This is a genomic window from Candidatus Planktophila versatilis, assembly GCF_002288105.1.
GTDB lineage: Bacteria > Actinomycetota > Actinomycetes > Nanopelagicales > Nanopelagicaceae > Planktophila > Planktophila versatilis.
On sequence record NZ_CP016774.1, the window covers coordinates 485,712 to 501,159 of the forward strand.

Here is a 15,448-nt window from a genome sequence, read left to right on the forward strand (position 1 = left end):
AAGACAAATTCTAGGTAGTGAGTATGAAATCCGCGGCGTTCTGCGTACCTTCGAGGTGAAAGTGTTGCTCCTGCAGTGTGAGCCACTTCTCCATCGGAACTCTTATTGATTCACCATCGCGCGCGATAACCCGCGCCAAACCTTGCTTATCGTTGATATCTATCCAGATTAAGGCAGCGAGTGAAGAGCGGATAGAACCTTGCCCACTTCCCACACCTTCTAAAATCAATAATTGCGTGCGCGGCACTTCTTTTGCTTCATCGAATTTTGCCTCACTCCAGTTGTAGGAAGAATATAAAATATTCTCTGATTTCTTATGTAATCCGACGATATGCGATAGGACTGATGAGAAATCTTCATCGAGTGCGTCATTCCAGCCATCGTAGAGATCATCCATATGAATCACGGTGGTGGACAGAGATGTGGCAAAGGCGAGTGCAAGATTTTGTGCAAGTGTGGTTTTGCCACCACCTGCCGGTCCATCGATTGCAATGACGGGTTGTGCTACACCTTTACAGAGATCTAGTAGCGCGGCGGTGAGCTCCATACCAACTGCTCCATCCCAGTGCTGCCATGATTGTAAAGAGTACGTAGAGCAACGTTGTAAAGAGTAACCCTTGTGAGGCATAGAGGGCGACGTATCCAGCATCGACTACCAGCCATAGTGGCCAGGTCTCATACTTTTGATAGACCATCAGCATTTGCGCGGCAAAACTTCCAAAGAAGAGAATGGCATCGACGTAAGTAGAGGCTGCTCCCAAAGATTTAAGTACTGGCCCAAGTGCCAGAGTCGAAATCAGAATCGCAGCCAGGATATAGATGCGATAAGAGTTCTTTACTGGTCCTGGCTTGGCACCCGTTGGTTCCCAGCCAAACCAACCAATGATGGCTGCTGCAATAAAAATCAGTTGTAGAGCAGCACTTGCATAGAGTTCATACTGCAAAAAGAAGATGCCATATAAAACGCTACTTGCCGCCCACCATGGCCAGGTAATTCGCTTTCGAGTAATACCTAGTGCGACGCCGATAAATGAGACTAGGGAGGCGATAAATTCGAGATAAGAGACTTCATATCCCCATGCGGTAAATAGAGTTGAAAACAAGATACACCTGCCATTTCTAGATCCGCATTACCGGACCAGTCAGACGGTCGACTTCAATGAAGTCCTCTCAGCCACTTTGGCTCCCGTGCGTGAAAATACTAGCGAATACGAGCTGTGATTGCTTGTAAATAAGCAAGGCCAGCTACTTTGGCGCGCCGAGCAGTTGATGTCTTGGCCCGCTTATTAAATATGTCATAGCCAATGGCTTCGACTTCATCGACGATGCCGCAATAGAGCTCACTGGCAGCGCGAATACATGGGCGCGACTCCTTATCCAAATAGGAGATTCCCACCTGTGACTCTGCTTGCAATTGGCGCACGCGCGCGATTTGAAACTTAAGTGCGGCAACAATCTCGGGCGTTAACTTTCTACGTTCTAACATCGCCCTGTCAACACCGAATTGAGCAAGTTCTTGCAATGGTAGATATACCCGGCCTCGATCAAGATCCTCACTCACATCACGGATGAAGTTAGCGAGCTGAAAAGCAATCCCTAACTTCTTGGCCGCTTCGAATGCTCGCTCATCGGAGTAGCCAAGGATGGGCACCATCTCAAGGCCGATGACGGCAGCAGAGCCATAGACATATTCAAGTAAGTCTTCATATGTCTGGTAGTGCGTGACAGTTAAGTCCATCTCCATTGAGTGCAAGAAATCTACGAAGTGCTGATGGGGGATGGCAAACTTCTTGGCCGTATCGACCAAGGCTCTGCCAATGTGATCGGTAGAGCGTCCTGCTGCTAAATCATTTAATACACCGGTACTCCAACTGCGAAGTGCATCAGCCTTCTCTTGTGGGGTGAGCGTAGATGCTAGATCATCGACAATTTCATCGGCGTAACGGGCAAAGCCATAGAGGGCGTGCACGTATGGGCGCTTATTCTTGGGCAGTAATAACGTTGCTAAGTAATACGTCTTGCCATGCAGCGAGTTAAGGCGCTTGCATTCGAGGTAAGACGCTTGGAGCAACGCATCCATTTACTTAACCGGACCCACAATGCGTTCGGCGGCAAGACGACCTGAGATGAGAACCATCGGAACTCCCACACCTGGTTGGGTTCCACTGCCGGCAAAGACTACGTTTTCAAAACCGGCGGCAATATTCCGAGGTCTAAATGGACCGGTTTGGAAGAAGGTATGCGCGCTAGCAAATGGTGCACCCTGCTCCATACCTTGTCTCTGCCAATCAAGTGGGGTTGTCATCACTTCGGTTTCAATGGCATCACCAAAACCTGTGTATCCACGCTCCTCTAAAGTCTTAATCATGGAATCGCGATATGGCCCGGCCTGCTTGGTCCAATCGATATCTGCAGTCAAGTTAGGAGTTGGAAAGAGAACGTAATACGACTGCTTACCTACAGGTGCCAGCGTTGGGTCATCGTGGGTCGGTACTGTGACAAGTACGGAAGGATCAGACATCAACTGCTTCTTCTCAATTAACTCATCAAAGACGCCATCCCAAGATTTACCGAAGTGAATATTGTGGTGAGCAATATGGTCATATTTCTTGGAAGAGCCCACAAGGAGTGTGGTACATGATGGTGAGTACTTAAGGCGCTTGATATTTAGCGGTGTCTTGCCTAGTAGCTCGCGCCACACAACCGGCAGATCTGGGTTCATCACCACTACATCGCACTCAATGCGCTCACCGGTATTGGTAAGTACCGCTTTCACGCGACCGTTCTGCTTATCAAGTGAGGTCACTGTGGTGTTGTATTTAAATTCAACGCCATGCTTAGTTGCCGCAGCTGCTAGTGCTCGAGGAACGGCGTGCATTCCACCCTTAGGAAAGAAGACACCGTTGACTGAGTCCATATAGGCAATGACGGCATAAATTGCTAAGGCCTGCTGCGGACTTACGCCGGCATACATGGCCTGGAATGAGTAGACCTTTTGCAGGCGAGGATCTTTCAGAAATTGATTTACCTTTGGCTGTAGCCGTTTGAAGCCACCGAGTGCAATGAGTCGCGCCAGGTTAGGTGTCAGTAAGTTAAGTGGAGAGTCAATATTTCTATCAATAAAGTCATTCATTTCATATTTATATAACTTGGTGACAAAATCAACGTAACGACGGTAGCCAAGTGCTTCTTCGGCCGAGACTTTTGTGCGAATTTCCTCTTCCATCTGCGCGGTGTTGGCATGGACATCAATTTGTGAACCATCGGCATAGAAGGCGCGGTATAACGGAGAAAGTGGCATTAATTCAAGCCAATCCTTCATATCTTCACCGACGCATGAGAATGCATCTTGAATCAGGGATGGCATTGTCAATACAGATGGTCCGGTATCAAATGAATACCCATCTTTTTTAAGCAGACCATTTCGTCCGCCAGGCACAGATTCACGTTCAACGACGGTGACTTTTCGCCCGGCGCCAGCAAGTCGCATCGCTGCGCTGAGCCCAGCTAAACCGGCTCCGACAACAACAACATGATCAGTCGGACCTTTTACACGTGCAACCATTAGTGACTCCTGCGGATAGCGCTATCGGCAAGTGCCAATAGAAAAGGTTGGGCATCTGCGGCAATGGCAGATGATTGAGCTGCAATCTTTGATTCTGTCGCCAAGCCTTCGATGAGCTTTTCTACCTCTGCCACGGCGCCAGTTTCAGTGATGATGGTACGCAACTCTTCGATTCGCTGCACGGTGAGAGTTGGGTTTCCCAGGTCACGCTGCAATTCTCGCCGAGCTGGTGCACTGGCTTTTTCTAGCGTCATCGCCATCAATACCGTGCGCTTTCCTTCGCGTAAATCATCACCGGCAGGTTTTCCCGTGACAGTCGGATCTCCAAAAATCCCCAATAAATCATCGCGCAATTGGAAGGCCTCACCGAGTGGCAGCCCGTATGCCGAAAGAACATTAAGGAGTTGGCCATGCTCACTCTGGGCAGGGCTTGCAATCACTGCGCCCAGATGAAGTGGACGTTCGATGGTGTATTTGCCAGATTTATACCTGGCAATACGCAAGGAACGTTCGACGCTAAATTCTTTCTCACCCGCTTCTCGCACATCCAAATACTGACCGGCCATTAACTCAATGCGCATCTCATCATGAATACGAAGAGCTGCCATCAAGCTCTCGTGCGATAACCCTGCGTTGTGCAACATGTGATCTGACCAAACCAAAGCTAGGTCACCGAGTAACACCGCAGCTGCTGCGCCAAATTGTTCTGGAACACCCGACATGGATCCTTGTCTGTGTAATGATTCAAAGTGGCGATGGATGGCAGGTTTTCCGCGCCGCGTATCTGATCCGTCCATGAGATCATCATGAATAAGTGCGCATGCTTGCAAGAGTTCTAGGCTGGCCATCGCACGAATATCTGTGCGAGTGGGCGTAGCGCCGGCGGCCATAAAGCCGGCGTAAGCAAAGAGCGGGCGAAGTCGCTTGCCACCTTCGAGCAGATAATCTTCGAGTGCATCGCAGACCGGAATTAACTCAGATGCGATGCTGGTCAGATAGTCGCGTTGTTCTGCCAGGTAGTGGGTGAGCTCTTCCTTGACGGCGCTACGCACCTTTTCGATGCTTGAAGTGAGCTCTTTATCCACGGCGCAACGATACTCTGAGGCAGTGGATAAAAGCAGCGCGCGAAGTGGAGTTACGTACTCCTTTGAATTCTTCCCGCCTAAGGATGTCGAAGGTGAAGCGCGCCTCTGGTCGGCGATGTCACAACTGGAATCAATTTCCCCTGACTTTATCTCTGTGACCTATGGCGCAGGTGGAAGTACGCGAGATCGCACCATTCGCATCACTTCTGAAATCACTGCGCGAACACATATTCCCACCGTTGCACACTTAACATGTGTGGGTTCAACGCGCGATGAGCTAGGTGAGATTCTCGGAAAATATCGCGATGCTGGAATCACAAGCATTTTGGCGCTGCGTGGAGATCCCACCGGTGGACCTCGAGCACCATGGGTTCCCACGCAAGGTGGACTCAATCACGCAGATGAATTGGTCACAATGGCGGCAGAGTTCGGTGGATTCAAAATCGGAGTCGCAGCATTTCCTGATGGTCATCCGAGTTCTCTTGGAGATATTGATAAAGATATTGATGTACTGCTTGAAAAGCAGCGACGTGGTGCAACATTTGCAACCACGCAATTCTTCTTTGAAGTAGATAAGTGGAAAGCGCTGGTTGATAAGTTAGCGGCCAAGGGTTCCAGCCTTCCCATCATCGCTGGCATCTTGCCGGTGACAAATGTGAAACAACTTAACCGGATGGCAGAATTGGGTGGAACACCGATTCCAGCATCTATTGCAGAGCGCTTTGCAGCGGTAGAAAATAGCCCAGAAGATGTCAGTAAGTTAGGTGTGGAGATAGCCACAAATCTCTGCCATCAATTACTAGAAAGTGGAGCTCCCGGACTTCACTTCTACACAATGAATTCATCAACTGCCACCCGTGAGATTTATGCACAGATTAAAGATGAACGATGAGTGCACTGACTGAGCAAGAATTCAAAGAGCGCTGGAGCACTCTTCATGGGGGAGCCGCGATTAAAGGCGCAGTTGCTGGCTGGCTCAGCTTTTCCTATCAAGCTGCGCGTGTGTGCACGGCGCTGAAGTTCACCCCAAATTTTTTAACTCTCCTTGGACTCGCAACTGCAGTTGCGATGGCATTTTCATCAAGTGCTGGCATCGCACTGGTACTTCTTGTAGTTTCCCTCTTCTTCGATGGCATCGATGGAAGTGTTGCCATTGTGCAGGGGCGTGAAAGTAAGTGGGGCGCAGTTCTTGATTCAATTGCCGATCGCATCTCCGAAGCGTGCTGGCTCTACTTTGGGTGGACCGTGGGTATTCCGGCCTGGGCAGCAATTCTGATGTGGACGATTGCAGCTACCCAGGAATATGCCCGAGCACGCCTTGCCTCCCTTGGTCACTCTGAAGTTGGAGTTGTTACGGCAACAGAGCGTCCGGTGCGAGCAATCTTCCTGGCACTTGTTCTAATTATTTTCATGCTAGATTTTCCAGGAGTTACTTACATCTCCTACGCCTTCATACTTCTTCTTCTGGTCAGCTTCGTGCAAGTAATGAGAGTTGCCAAGAAGACCTTGTCTTAATCGAGAATTGCGTTAGCAACTATTTCGGCACTTAACCCAACTAGTGGCAAGCCGCCACCAGGGTGGGCAGAGCCACCAACAAGATATAGCCCTTTAATAGGAGAACGATTCTTAGCACGCGAGAATGCCGAGCGCGCTCCGTTACTTGAACTTCCATAGATAGAACCACCTGGTGCATGCACGCTCTCTTGTAAATCAAGTGGGGTGCGAATCTCAAGAACTTCTAAACGCTCACGCACCGCAATTCCAGCAGCCTCTATCTGATTGATGATTGAGTGGGCATAGCGTTGGTTAAATTCAGCATCACTCCAATCGAAACCACCTTCGTAGGGGTCATGTCGTGGTGCATTAACTAAGACAAACCAGGCTTCGTGTCCAGCGTCTTTAACCATCAGTGGATCTCGCGGGGCGCAGATATAAATAGTAGGTTTTTCAACGGGAGTCTTGCTGGTGAAAATCGATTCAAATTCGAGATCGTAATTTTCAGGAAAGAGGATTGTGTGGTGGGCAAGTGGTTCTGCTGTACTCGGCTTAAGACCCAAGAGCAGTGAAAAGCCAGCAAGTGATGGCTCTGATTTTGCAAGTTGCTTACGAATCTTTACCACTTTATTTGTCGGTGCCATCAGGTTGCTATAAACAAATTGGGCATCAGCATTTGCCACAACGCGATCAAATTCTTCATGATGGCCCTGGACCACAACGCCTGTGACAGCACCTGACTTAGTTGTGATTTCATCAACGTAGGTATTTAGGCGAATAGTGACCCCAAGTTTTTCACAGCGGTCTGTGATTTTTTCAGAGAGCGTGCCAACGCCACCTTTCACATGCCAAGCACCGAAGGCCTCTTCCACGAAGGCGATAGTGGAAAGCACCGCTGGTGCTACTCGTGGATCTGAACCGCTATATGTTGCATAGCGATCCATAATCTTGGCCAAGTAAGGATTGCGAATTCCGAGTCCGCGCAGAGATTTCCAGGGAGCAATCGTTTTGAGATCGCGCATCAACCTGGGCCTTTTAAGTAATGAGAGTGGAGATTTCAACTCTGATTCCACAAATGGTCCGCGCGAGACATCCCACATCGCCTCTGCCTGGCGCATGAGCTCATCCCATTCAAGGGCGGCTTCTTCTCCAAGTGATTCAGAGATTGCGGCGAGTGTCTTCTTGCGAGAAAGATTAGAAAATTTCACACTCTTGCCATCATGGAAGCGGTAATCAAAAGAAGGATTTACCTCTTCAATCTCAAGAACGCGCCCCATGACATCTCCGGTGCGCTGAAAGAAATCACGATAGACAGCTGGCAGAGTCAGAAGTGAGGGCCCGGTATCAAATGCATAGCGGCCGATCCATTCAGTTCGGCACTTTCCGCCGGTGCGATCGGAGCTTTCAAAGATTGTGACGAGATGTCCTGCTTTTGCTAAGCGAGCTGCGGTGCAGAGTCCACCAATACCTGCGCCCACAACTGCAATGCGTTCAGGTTGCTTTACCTTTCCTACGTGTCCGGTCATACGGTGCGACCTTTCCACTGAATACTTCCGCGCTTGGCCCAAGAGTAAGCGATGAGATAGAGAAGAAGAGCTGCAGATAGTGGATGCAAGAAAGCGAAGAGCGGATTAGAACGAGCGCGAATGGCGCTGAGCACTCTCGTCAACGCAATGCAGAGGTAGGCGATCCAGCCAATGAAATAGCCATCGAGTATGAGAAGCAGTGGTGCTAGACCGGTCGCTGCAATAAATAGCGAAGCAACAATGGCGCCGAGTGCGCCACCGAATGCTTTGTGAAGAGATTTACCGTAGCCCTGGCGAATCTCATCAAAATTTGTATACATGCGCGTGTGTGCAATGCCCGAACCTTCAGTCACAACGCCTTTAGATCCTGCAGTAATCAGAGACCTAGCTAGTTCTACATCATCGAGAATCTTGGCTGAGACAGATGTGAAACCATCGATTGCAGTCAAAGCTTTGGCGCGGATAAGAAAGAACTGTCCATTAGAAACCGCGGTACTTCGATGTGGGACTTTTTCGGCCAGGCGCAGAATGACAGTGCTCATCCAAGACCAGTGCAGTAGAGGCTGAATCAATTTTTCACTGAAAGTGCCTGCGATTTGGCGCGGGTATGGTGAAACAAAATCCAGTGATAGATCTTGGAGTTGATTGACCGCACGCGCAATGGCATCGGGTTCTAATCGCACATCGGCATCGAGGCAGATGATGACTTCACCTGTGCTTCTTGCAAAGCCCGTGTGGAGGGCGGAGACTTTACCGAGCCACCCTTCGCGTGGACCATCGGCTTCGATCACAGAAAACCTGGAATCCGCACCGATTGCTGTTTTGAGAACATCAGCTGTGTTATCAGTTGATTGATCATTAATGATGATTACTTGCAGCTGCTTCACATCTTTTTGCGCCATCAGTCCCGCAACACAAGGGCCGACATTGGCCTGCTCATTGCGTACGGGCAGCAGCACGGTTACTGGCGTGGAAACCGCCGCCTTATTGCGAGGAATTCGAATGGTGAAGAAGTTAAAGAGTGCGATGAGCAAGATGAGATAACACAGGACAAAGAGTGCAAAGCGCATCAGAGGCTAATCTTTATTGCCGAGCCAGCTGGAGAAGAAGTACGGAGTAAGAATCACTCCCATCACAAATCCAGCGAAGACGGCCAAGCCTGGGCGATCAAAGAAGAAGAGATTGCCGATAAAACCTGAGAACCAAGTCCAAATCAATAGCGCATCGACAGCAGCGAGTGAAGCACTTTCTTTGCGTCGCTCGCGCGGCAGAATCAGATGCAAAATTCCGGTTATGACTAACCCTGAAAGTAACCAACCAAAGGCATTGGAAAGTGGAACATCGGGTGTGAAGGGCACGTGCGCACCAGGTACTTCCCACGTCCAACGACCGGCGGCAACCATCTGTGGATCAAGAAATAAATCCCAGGCCATCAGAAGTGCTCCGCCATAGATAAAGACCCAGTGGGTGGTGACTCGACGCGCTGCTATGAGTGCTGGATGCACCATCATCAACCAGGCAAAGGGAACAACGAGTGGAACACCAAAGAGTGCAACACCGAGCGATGAGTCATATTCGTAAGTACCAAAGGGCCACCCGGTATGCAAGCCAAGAGATTCGATTCCTAGGCCGAAGAGAAATACCGCTGGCACATATCGTGAGGAGTATTTGAATCCATAAGAGAGATGACCGTGCAAAATCATGGCCAGGGCCCCGGCATAGACAGTTGCGATTGTGACAATACGAAGTGCTTCACCGCCGATCAGCGGATATGAAATCTGCAGCGCAATAGTGAGCCCAACGAGTGCGTAAAGGAAGTTGCGTGTTTTCGGGGAGACTCCGCCACGGCGTCTGCGACGTGGGTTGTAATGGCGGATCGACATAGGACAAGTCTGCCTTACTTATGGGTAATCGAAGAAATCTCACCTCGAAGTTCTAGGACTTCAAAGCGGGCGAAGAGTTCTTCGCTATACCAATCAATTTCTTTAGTCTGCGCTATCGCCTTTTGATGTGCGGCACCCTTATATGCAAAATCTCGTAGGGCAGATGCGGATTCCCATAGTGAGAAAGTCCCTTGTAATCCGATAGGTGCTTCGCCAATTCCTATGGCAGCAATAAAGCCGGGGGATTGATGCAAATCAGTGACAACAGGAGGTACTGATTTCCAAAAGATGAAGTTCTTACTCCACTTAATGCGCGCACGTGTAATCGCGGCAATCTTTGCATCCGCGTTTAGTTGGGGTGCTGTGAAATCAAATGGATTCTTCTTCGCCCATAGCCCGTGTGATGACAGAGGAGTGAGCACTGCGCGAAATTCAGAAGTCGAACGGCTGCGCCAGGCATTAATTATCGAAGATTGATCAAAGGCGGCGAGCTGGTCTTTTCCAATGACAACCACCATGCCCCAGCGATAGAGATTTGCATCATTGGGTGTAAATGTTTCACCGCTGCCGGTGCCCAGCATCTTGGCAAATGAAATTCCGGTGAACAATCGCGTGCGCAGAGCGTGGGTTGCCATGCTCATAAAGGCGAAAGGGATACTCTTACTTTTGACGGTAAAGAAGTAAGCGACCGTGACTCTCTCATCGCTACTCATACGCAAAGGATACCCAGCATCCATGTTGAGCAGAAAGTTAACCAGTGAATTTCTAGGCACGGCCACCCTGATTGCCACAGTTGTGGGTTCTGGAGCAATGGCCACAGCGCTCAGTAACGATGTTGGAATCCAGTTGCTGATTAACACCATTGCAACCGTATTTGTCCTCTACATCCTGATCACCTTACTTGGCCCCATCAGTGGTGCCCACTTCAATCCTGTTGTTACTGGAGTTGATTTTTTCACCAAGAAAATCAAGGGCAAGGAGTTTTCGCTGTACATCATTGCGCAACTGGCAGGTGCTGCCGTTGGAGCAATAGTTGCCAATCTGATGTTTGAATACTCTGCAATTTATATTTCAGAAAAAGAGCGCACCGGTGCCCATCTACTGCTCGGTGAAGTCATTGCCACAGCAGGTCTGATATTAATTATTCACTTAGCGCTCAAGCAGAAGGAAGATAAGAAAATTGCTCGCCTGGTTGCCGCCTGGATCGGAGCTGCCTACTTCTTCACCTCCTCCACATCTTTTGCCAACCCAGCGGCGGTCTTTGGCCGCATGTTCTCAGATACCTTCTCTGGAATAGCACCTAAGTCAGCGCCGCTATTTGTACTGGCCGAAATTATCGGCGGCCTGCTCGGATACCTTGGATTTAAAGCACTCACCTCTAAAGCTAGGTCAGGAAAATAAATGAGTAAGCCAAGTGTTCTCTTTGTCTGCGTTCACAATGCAGGTCGCTCCCAGATGGCAGCAGGTTTTATGCGCGAGCTCGGCCAAGGTCGCGTGGAAGTACTCTCTGCTGGCTCTGCGCCAAAAGATTCCATCAACCCAGTTGCAGTTGCAGCGATGGCTGAAGTCGGAATTGATATAGCAAATAACACTCCCAAGATTCTTACACCAGAAGCAGTACAGGCATCAGATGCCGTTATCACTATGGGCTGCGGTGATGCCTGCCCTTACTACCCAGGTAAGCGTTATGAAGATTGGGTGCTTGATGACCCAGCTGGCCAAGGAATTGAATCTGTGCGCGTAATTCGTGATGAGATTAGGGAACGAGTAGAAAAGTTGCTCGCGGAGTTACTCGCTTAATTGCCAACAACCATTGGCTGTGCGCCCGTACAAGTAATGAGTTCGGCATATGTTGTTGGATACACCGCATGCGGATGTCCTGATGCAGCCCAGACGATGTCGTAATCGTTTAACGCTTCATCAATAATGATTATTTCTGGCTTGGAAATCCACCCTAATGGGCTCACGCCACCCGTGGCTTTTGAAACCATCTCGACTGGAGAAATGTTGTATGAAGTTCGAACTTGGTCTCTCATTAGAAATGCCTACGCCGTTATTTCTGTTCTTTTTGTGTCGGACTTCAAAATTCGATAAAAAGCAAATGTAATGATCAATGCTGGGATAACGTTCCAACGCTCATTAGCGCTTCGAGATGCTGCATTAGCAAGAATTCCCAATGCGCCCAGAATTACAAAAGCTTTAACTATCCATTTTGGCTTAACCGCTAGGCCGTAGGAGAAGCGAGTGAAAATTACTACCTGATAGGCAACCAGGGCAAAATTTAAAATGTAAAGAATTCTTAGGTAAGTGGGAAATACCTCAAATTGCCCACCAGCTGCGCGATCAAGTGCGTATGGAGCACCCAATATGACACCGCCAACTAAATATAGGTTCCAAGCAAAAGAAGCAAATACTACGGTTACAAAAGTTTTGTTCCTCATTTAACTAGTCTCCTACAATCATTGGTTGCGCACCTGTGCATTGAATCAATTCGCCATAAGTTGTTGGATACACCGCATGGGGATGTCCAGCAGCAGCCCAAACAATGTCGTAATCGTTTAACGCTTCATCAATGAGGATAATTTCTGGCTTAGAAATCCACCCCACTGGGCTCACGCCGCCGACTGAATAACCGGAAACTTCCTTCACATAATTAGCATCTGCGCGGCCTAGTTCTGTAATTCTTAAATTCTTAGCAACTAACTCGGTATCAACGCGATGACGGCCACTTGTGATGATTAGAAGTGGATTACCGGATGGAAGTTTGAAGATAAGCGATGATGCAATTTGGCCAACTTCTATGCCAAGACCATTGGCAGCATCGATAGCGGTGCGCGCAGTTTCGGCAAGGATATTCACCTCACCTTTAACACCGAGCTTTGTGGCTGCTTCCTGAAACCTTTTAACTGCAGCCTTCTCCAGAATTCCATCCATAGGTGAACTTTATGAGATAGCGTCGCCATATGTCTTCGGGTGCTCTGACTATTTATCAGCGGGGGATTCGGGCTCGTAATGCGCTCTGGGCATCATTTTTCCTCCTTGGCTTTGCCGGTATCGCATGGGTCCCACGCATTCCGGAGATCAAAGATTCTTTGGGCTTAAGTGATGGTCAATTTGGACTAGTTCTACTTGGAAGCACCTTAGGGGCAATTCCAGGTGCGCAAATTTCTGGGCGATTAGTTCATATGCACTCATCGAAGTTGGTCATTCAAATTTCCGGAGTCTTACTTCCTATTGGTGTTGCCATCATGGGCGCTGCAGATAGCGTGGCAGTACTTCTGGTCGGAATGTTTATTACTGGCTTTAGCGTGGCCTTTATGGATATTGCGATTAATGCGCAAGCTGTTGCAGTTGAAAAACATACTAATGGACGCTGGATGTCTACCTTTCATGGTCTCTGGTCGGTAGGAGCATTTGGTGCAACGCTTATCGGAGGATTAATTGCAAACCTTGTCTCTCCTCAAACAAACTTATGGCTCTTTGCTGGATTAACCTTCTTCGCCTTTCTCGTTTCCAACACATTCTTATTGTCAGCAGATATCGATGGGCATCTTGGTGAGCCAGATGAAGTAACTGAATCGAAGATCCCACTCTTTGGTAAAGAGTCACTTGTCTTATGGGCGCTGGGTATCGGTTTGATGGCATCTCTTATCCCTGAAGGTGGATCTTATGAGTGGAGCGGAATCCTTTTGCAAGACCATATGGGAATCGGCAAAGGGCTTAATGCGGCAGCGGCAACAACTTTCTCACTTGCGATGATTGCAAGCCGCTTGCTGGGAGATAAATCATTTGAACGATGGGGCTATGTCAATACAGTGAAGTACGGCGGATATATCGGTGGCACGGTGTGGGGCGCATGTCTTGCTGTAGGCATTCCACTTTCGGCGTCACATCAAACTTGGGGCTTGGTCATTGTCTGCATCGGTTTTGCAGCGGCAGGAATCGGTATCGGGCCATTCTTTCCAGCATTTAACTTGGCAGCTGCATCTATACCTGGAGTTGCACCTTCTGTGGGTCTAGCAAGAATTGGATTGATTGCTATCGCTGCATACTTTGCCGGCCCTACCTTGATGGGTGGAATTGCAGAAGCAACTTCACTTCCTGTCGCATTTGCATTTCCGGTCCTGCTCTTCTTCGTGGCAGGGCATCAATCGAAGTACATCAAGGTGCGCAAACTTAATTAAATCCAAGTTTGAATCACGGTAAAGGTTGCCAGGGCAAAGAGCAGGTAGGCAAAGGATGCGCGCAGGACTTTAGGGTTGGTGCGATGGGCCTGCGATGATGCAATTTGAGCCACCACAATTGCGGCAGCTCCAATAAAGATGGGGATATGCCACTGAACATCGTCCCACAAATCTGGGCGACCCAAGAAGGCAGTGAGTGAGTTGATGCAGATGATAAAAAGTGCGGTTCCGGCTGCGACTACTTGTGGTGTTCCAAAGAAGAGCACCAGCACTGGTAGCGCTATAAATCCGCCACCAATTCCGAAGAGACCGGTAATGGAGCCAATAACCAGCGACATCACTATAAGCACAGGTATGGGCATGCGCTTTTGTTCTTCCAGCTTTGGTGGGCGCAACATAGAAGCACCGGCAACTACCAGCACAACAGCTAATCCAGAAGTAATAAATGCATCAGGTAATTTATCTGCAATCGATGAGAAGCCAAGGTTGGTAATGAGCCCGAATGCCCAGATTACTAAGGCATCGCGGTAGAGCACCTGCTTCTTGCGTGCTTTCGGAATGACACCAGAGGCAGCTGCCAGAAAGACCACTGCGATAGCAGCCGTGGTTGCTTCGTTCGGGTCAAAGCCAAAGCCATAGATGAGGATCGGCACAGAGAGCATCGCTCCACCTGCGCCAACGAAGCCAAGTACTGCGCCTATAAATGATCCGGCAATCAGGGCTCCGAGAATTTCCATAGCCGCATCTTTCCATGAGAATGCGAAAGCCCCCACGATTTCTCGTAGGGGCTTTCGTGAATTACTGGCTAATTAGAAGTTGAAGAATGCAAGATTTCCGATGCTTGGTCCGAATTCTGTCAGTGTTCCCCATGCGATGAGAGCGAAGAGGATAAGTGAAGCTCCGGCAAGTGCGATGTCCTTGTTAAAGGCGATCATTTCGTTCTGCTTAGTTGTTGGGTCAGTCTCTTTCCAGAAGTTGTGGAAGATCACTGCGGCCAGGATGAGCGTGATTGCGAGCAAGAGCGCGCCAAGGTCTACCCAGAATCCGGCTGCGATATAGATACCGCCAAGCAGGAAGAAGAGACCTGAGATAAGGACTCCGAGCTTTGCAGCCGGTAGCTTCTTGTACTGTGCATAGCCTGTCATTGCTTCAAGCTTTGCAAAGTGAGCGATACCTGATGTCACAAAAATAAGTGCGAAGAGGATTCGCCCGATTACTAGAACTGCGTCCAATTGCTTCTCCTAAAGGTTGGGGTGGGTCTTACTTCTAAGAGTAGTTGAAATTTCAACTATATTTCGCCACGCCACGCATGATCGGGCTGCCTAGTTGAGCGTGAATCGAGGGGGAGTTGCCCTTGTCAGAGCTCTGGACTACTTTTCGAACATCTGTTCGAATATCCACAGGCACCAGGGGAAGTAGTAAAAGATGGCAGCAGAAGTAGTAAGGCCGCACGAGGTCCTATCCGATGGTGGGCTCACACCTATCGAATTCACCTTTAAAGGTAAGCGTTTTCGTATCCATGCAGTTTTATCTAGATGGTGTGAAGCAGGCGGATGGTGGAATCGCATTAGCGATGGAAAGTTTCGCCCTGATGATCAAGCGCGCGCGCTCTGGACGGTAGAGGCGGCGCCCATTGGCGCACTGACAACCTTCCAACTCGAACGTGATGAGACAACGGGTCAATGGATTATTAGAGCTATCTAGTCATGAG

General features: G+C 49.1%; 19 protein-coding genes and 1 pseudogene. 6 read left to right on the forward strand and 14 right to left on the reverse strand.

Going from position 1 to position 15,448, the window contains the following annotated elements; translation table 11 throughout:
* Positions 1-10 precede the first annotated feature (10 nt).
* The 5 genes from A1sIA79_RS02505 to A1sIA79_RS02525 all read right to left on the reverse strand — a co-directional run bounded on the left by A1sIA79_RS02505 (position 11) and on the right by A1sIA79_RS02525 (position 4,650).
* Positions 11-547 (reverse strand): uridine kinase family protein, encoded by a 537-nt coding sequence (locus A1sIA79_RS02505; RefSeq protein WP_095674663.1) that lies wholly within the window; start codon positions 545-547, stop codon positions 11-13.
* Entirely contained in the window at positions 513-1,103 is a 591-nt protein-coding gene (gene pnuC / locus A1sIA79_RS02510) for a nicotinamide riboside transporter PnuC (RefSeq protein ID WP_095674664.1), read from the reverse strand. The genes A1sIA79_RS02505 and pnuC overlap by 35 nt, the downstream gene beginning before the upstream one ends.
* A 98-nt stretch (positions 1,104-1,201) precedes the next feature.
* On the reverse strand, positions 1,202-2,080 hold the full coding sequence (locus A1sIA79_RS02515; protein WP_095674665.1) for a phytoene/squalene synthase family protein: 879 nt from the start codon (positions 2,078-2,080) through the stop codon (positions 1,202-1,204).
* Complete coding sequence (gene crtI, locus A1sIA79_RS02520) at positions 2,081-3,565, reverse strand: phytoene desaturase family protein (RefSeq protein ID WP_095674666.1); 1,485 nt, start codon at positions 3,563-3,565, stop codon at positions 2,081-2,083.
* The gene (locus tag A1sIA79_RS02525; RefSeq protein WP_095674667.1) at positions 3,565-4,650 is read right to left on the reverse strand and encodes a polyprenyl synthetase family protein; all 1,086 of its coding nucleotides are present in this window, start codon (positions 4,648-4,650) and stop codon (positions 3,565-3,567) included. The genes crtI and A1sIA79_RS02525 overlap by 1 nt, the downstream gene beginning before the upstream one ends.
* Before the next feature lie 22 nt (positions 4,651-4,672).
* Between A1sIA79_RS02525 and metF the strand changes: the two genes are divergently transcribed.
* Together metF and A1sIA79_RS02535 are read left to right on the forward strand one after the other, a co-directional pair.
* Entirely contained in the window at positions 4,673-5,542 is an 870-nt protein-coding gene (gene metF / locus A1sIA79_RS02530) for a methylenetetrahydrofolate reductase [NAD(P)H] (protein WP_223298374.1), read from the forward strand.
* Positions 5,539-6,165: a CDP-alcohol phosphatidyltransferase family protein gene (locus tag A1sIA79_RS02535; protein WP_095674669.1), complete on the forward strand. Its 627-nt coding sequence runs from the start codon at positions 5,539-5,541 to the stop codon at positions 6,163-6,165. The genes metF and A1sIA79_RS02535 overlap by 4 nt, the downstream gene beginning before the upstream one ends.
* Here the strand turns inward: A1sIA79_RS02535 and A1sIA79_RS02540 are convergent.
* From A1sIA79_RS02540 to A1sIA79_RS02555, 4 genes are read right to left on the reverse strand one after another with little or no spacing between them, the layout of a single operon-like run.
* Positions 6,162-7,670, reverse strand: coding sequence for a phytoene desaturase family protein (locus tag A1sIA79_RS02540; RefSeq protein WP_095674670.1), 1,509 nt, complete (start codon positions 7,668-7,670; stop codon positions 6,162-6,164). The genes A1sIA79_RS02535 and A1sIA79_RS02540 overlap by 4 nt on opposite strands.
* Positions 7,667-8,740: a glycosyltransferase family 2 protein gene (locus tag A1sIA79_RS02545; RefSeq protein ID WP_095674671.1), complete on the reverse strand. Its 1,074-nt coding sequence runs from the start codon at positions 8,738-8,740 to the stop codon at positions 7,667-7,669. The genes A1sIA79_RS02540 and A1sIA79_RS02545 overlap by 4 nt, the downstream gene beginning before the upstream one ends.
* Positions 8,741-8,746: 6 nt before the next feature.
* Positions 8,747-9,553, reverse strand: a complete 807-nt coding sequence (locus A1sIA79_RS02550) for a carotenoid biosynthesis protein (RefSeq protein WP_095674672.1) — start codon at positions 9,551-9,553, stop codon at positions 8,747-8,749.
* A gap of 14 nt (positions 9,554-9,567) precedes the next feature.
* Positions 9,568-10,266, reverse strand: coding sequence for a spheroidene monooxygenase (locus A1sIA79_RS02555; RefSeq protein ID WP_095675473.1), 699 nt, complete (start codon positions 10,264-10,266; stop codon positions 9,568-9,570).
* A gap of 22 nt (positions 10,267-10,288) precedes the next feature.
* On the opposite strand from A1sIA79_RS02555, the gene A1sIA79_RS02560 reads away from it, so the two are divergent.
* Entirely contained in the window at positions 10,289-10,954 is a 666-nt protein-coding gene (locus A1sIA79_RS02560) for an aquaporin (RefSeq protein WP_095674673.1), read from the forward strand.
* On the forward strand, positions 10,955-11,353 hold the full coding sequence (locus A1sIA79_RS02565; RefSeq protein WP_095674674.1) for an arsenate reductase ArsC: 399 nt from the start codon (positions 10,955-10,957) through the stop codon (positions 11,351-11,353). It abuts the gene before it with no gap.
* Here A1sIA79_RS02565 and A1sIA79_RS02570 read toward each other — a convergent pair.
* Genes A1sIA79_RS02570 through A1sIA79_RS02580 form a run of 3 tightly spaced genes read right to left on the reverse strand, consistent with a single transcriptional unit; the run spans position 11,350 to position 12,487 of the window.
* Positions 11,350-11,589 (reverse strand): YbaK/EbsC family protein, encoded by a 240-nt coding sequence (locus tag A1sIA79_RS02570; protein ID WP_095674675.1) that lies wholly within the window; start codon positions 11,587-11,589, stop codon positions 11,350-11,352. The two genes, A1sIA79_RS02565 and A1sIA79_RS02570, sit on opposite strands and share 4 nt — an antisense overlap.
* A 9-nt stretch (positions 11,590-11,598) precedes the next feature.
* Positions 11,599-11,994 carry a hypothetical protein gene (locus A1sIA79_RS02575; protein WP_095674676.1) on the reverse strand — a complete coding sequence of 132 codons (396 nt, stop codon included), beginning with the start codon at positions 11,992-11,994 and terminating at the stop codon, positions 11,599-11,601.
* Between the two features lie 4 nt (positions 11,995-11,998).
* Entirely contained in the window at positions 11,999-12,487 is a 489-nt protein-coding gene (locus tag A1sIA79_RS02580; RefSeq protein ID WP_095674677.1) for a YbaK/EbsC family protein, read from the reverse strand.
* A gap of 29 nt (positions 12,488-12,516) precedes the next feature.
* Here A1sIA79_RS02580 and A1sIA79_RS02585 point away from each other — a divergent pair.
* Positions 12,517-13,533, forward strand: a pseudogene (locus A1sIA79_RS02585) (MFS transporter); the annotation flags it as partial.
* Between the two features lie 200 nt (positions 13,534-13,733).
* On the opposite strand, the gene A1sIA79_RS02590 reads toward A1sIA79_RS02585, so the two are convergent.
* Both A1sIA79_RS02590 and A1sIA79_RS02595 read right to left on the reverse strand, forming a co-directional pair.
* Positions 13,734-14,474, reverse strand: coding sequence for a sulfite exporter TauE/SafE family protein (locus A1sIA79_RS02590; RefSeq protein ID WP_095674679.1), 741 nt, complete (start codon positions 14,472-14,474; stop codon positions 13,734-13,736).
* Between the two features lie 72 nt (positions 14,475-14,546).
* Positions 14,547-14,969, reverse strand: a complete 423-nt coding sequence (locus tag A1sIA79_RS02595; protein ID WP_095674680.1) for a DoxX family protein — start codon at positions 14,967-14,969, stop codon at positions 14,547-14,549.
* 193 nt (positions 14,970-15,162) lie between these two features.
* Here A1sIA79_RS02595 and A1sIA79_RS02600 point away from each other — a divergent pair, with 193 nt between their 5' ends.
* Positions 15,163-15,441 (forward strand): DUF6504 family protein, encoded by a 279-nt coding sequence (locus tag A1sIA79_RS02600; protein ID WP_095674681.1) that lies wholly within the window; start codon positions 15,163-15,165, stop codon positions 15,439-15,441.
* The last annotated feature ends 7 nt before the right edge of the window (positions 15,442-15,448 follow it).

What these genes read in the sequence shown, in the direction of transcription:
- A1sIA79_RS02575 (WP_095674676.1), bottom strand. Translation starts at nt 11,994, where the DNA reads ATGAGGAACAAAACTTTTGTAACCGTAGTATTTGCTTCTTTTGCTTGG.
- A1sIA79_RS02565 (WP_095674674.1), top strand. Translation starts at nt 10,955, where the DNA reads ATGAGTAAGCCAAGTGTTCTCTTTGTCTGCGTTCACAATGCAGGTCGC.
- A1sIA79_RS02555 (WP_095675473.1), bottom strand. Translation starts at nt 10,266, where the DNA reads ATGAGTAGCGATGAGAGAGTCACGGTCGCTTACTTCTTTACCGTCAAA.
- A1sIA79_RS02540 (WP_095674670.1), bottom strand. Translation starts at nt 7,670, where the DNA reads ATGACCGGACACGTAGGAAAGGTAAAGCAACCTGAACGCATTGCAGTT.
- A1sIA79_RS02560 (WP_095674673.1), top strand. Translation starts at nt 10,289, where the DNA reads ATGTTGAGCAGAAAGTTAACCAGTGAATTTCTAGGCACGGCCACCCTG.
- A1sIA79_RS02505 (WP_095674663.1), bottom strand. Translation starts at nt 547, where the DNA reads ATGGAGCTCACCGCCGCGCTACTAGATCTCTGTAAAGGTGTAGCACAA.
- A1sIA79_RS02515 (WP_095674665.1), bottom strand. Translation starts at nt 2,080, where the DNA reads ATGGATGCGTTGCTCCAAGCGTCTTACCTCGAATGCAAGCGCCTTAAC.
- A1sIA79_RS02600 (WP_095674681.1), top strand. Translation starts at nt 15,163, where the DNA reads ATGGCAGCAGAAGTAGTAAGGCCGCACGAGGTCCTATCCGATGGTGGG.
- A1sIA79_RS02550 (WP_095674672.1), bottom strand. Translation starts at nt 9,553, where the DNA reads ATGTCGATCCGCCATTACAACCCACGTCGCAGACGCCGTGGCGGAGTC.
- A1sIA79_RS02580 (WP_095674677.1), bottom strand. Translation starts at nt 12,487, where the DNA reads ATGGATGGAATTCTGGAGAAGGCTGCAGTTAAAAGGTTTCAGGAAGCA.
- A1sIA79_RS02535 (WP_095674669.1), top strand. Translation starts at nt 5,539, where the DNA reads ATGAGTGCACTGACTGAGCAAGAATTCAAAGAGCGCTGGAGCACTCTT.
- A1sIA79_RS02590 (WP_095674679.1), bottom strand. Translation starts at nt 14,474, where the DNA reads ATGGAAATTCTCGGAGCCCTGATTGCCGGATCATTTATAGGCGCAGTA.
- A1sIA79_RS02545 (WP_095674671.1), bottom strand. Translation starts at nt 8,740, where the DNA reads ATGCGCTTTGCACTCTTTGTCCTGTGTTATCTCATCTTGCTCATCGCA.
- crtI (WP_095674666.1), bottom strand. Translation starts at nt 3,565, where the DNA reads ATGGTTGCACGTGTAAAAGGTCCGACTGATCATGTTGTTGTTGTCGGA.
- A1sIA79_RS02570 (WP_095674675.1), bottom strand. Translation starts at nt 11,589, where the DNA reads ATGAGAGACCAAGTTCGAACTTCATACAACATTTCTCCAGTCGAGATG.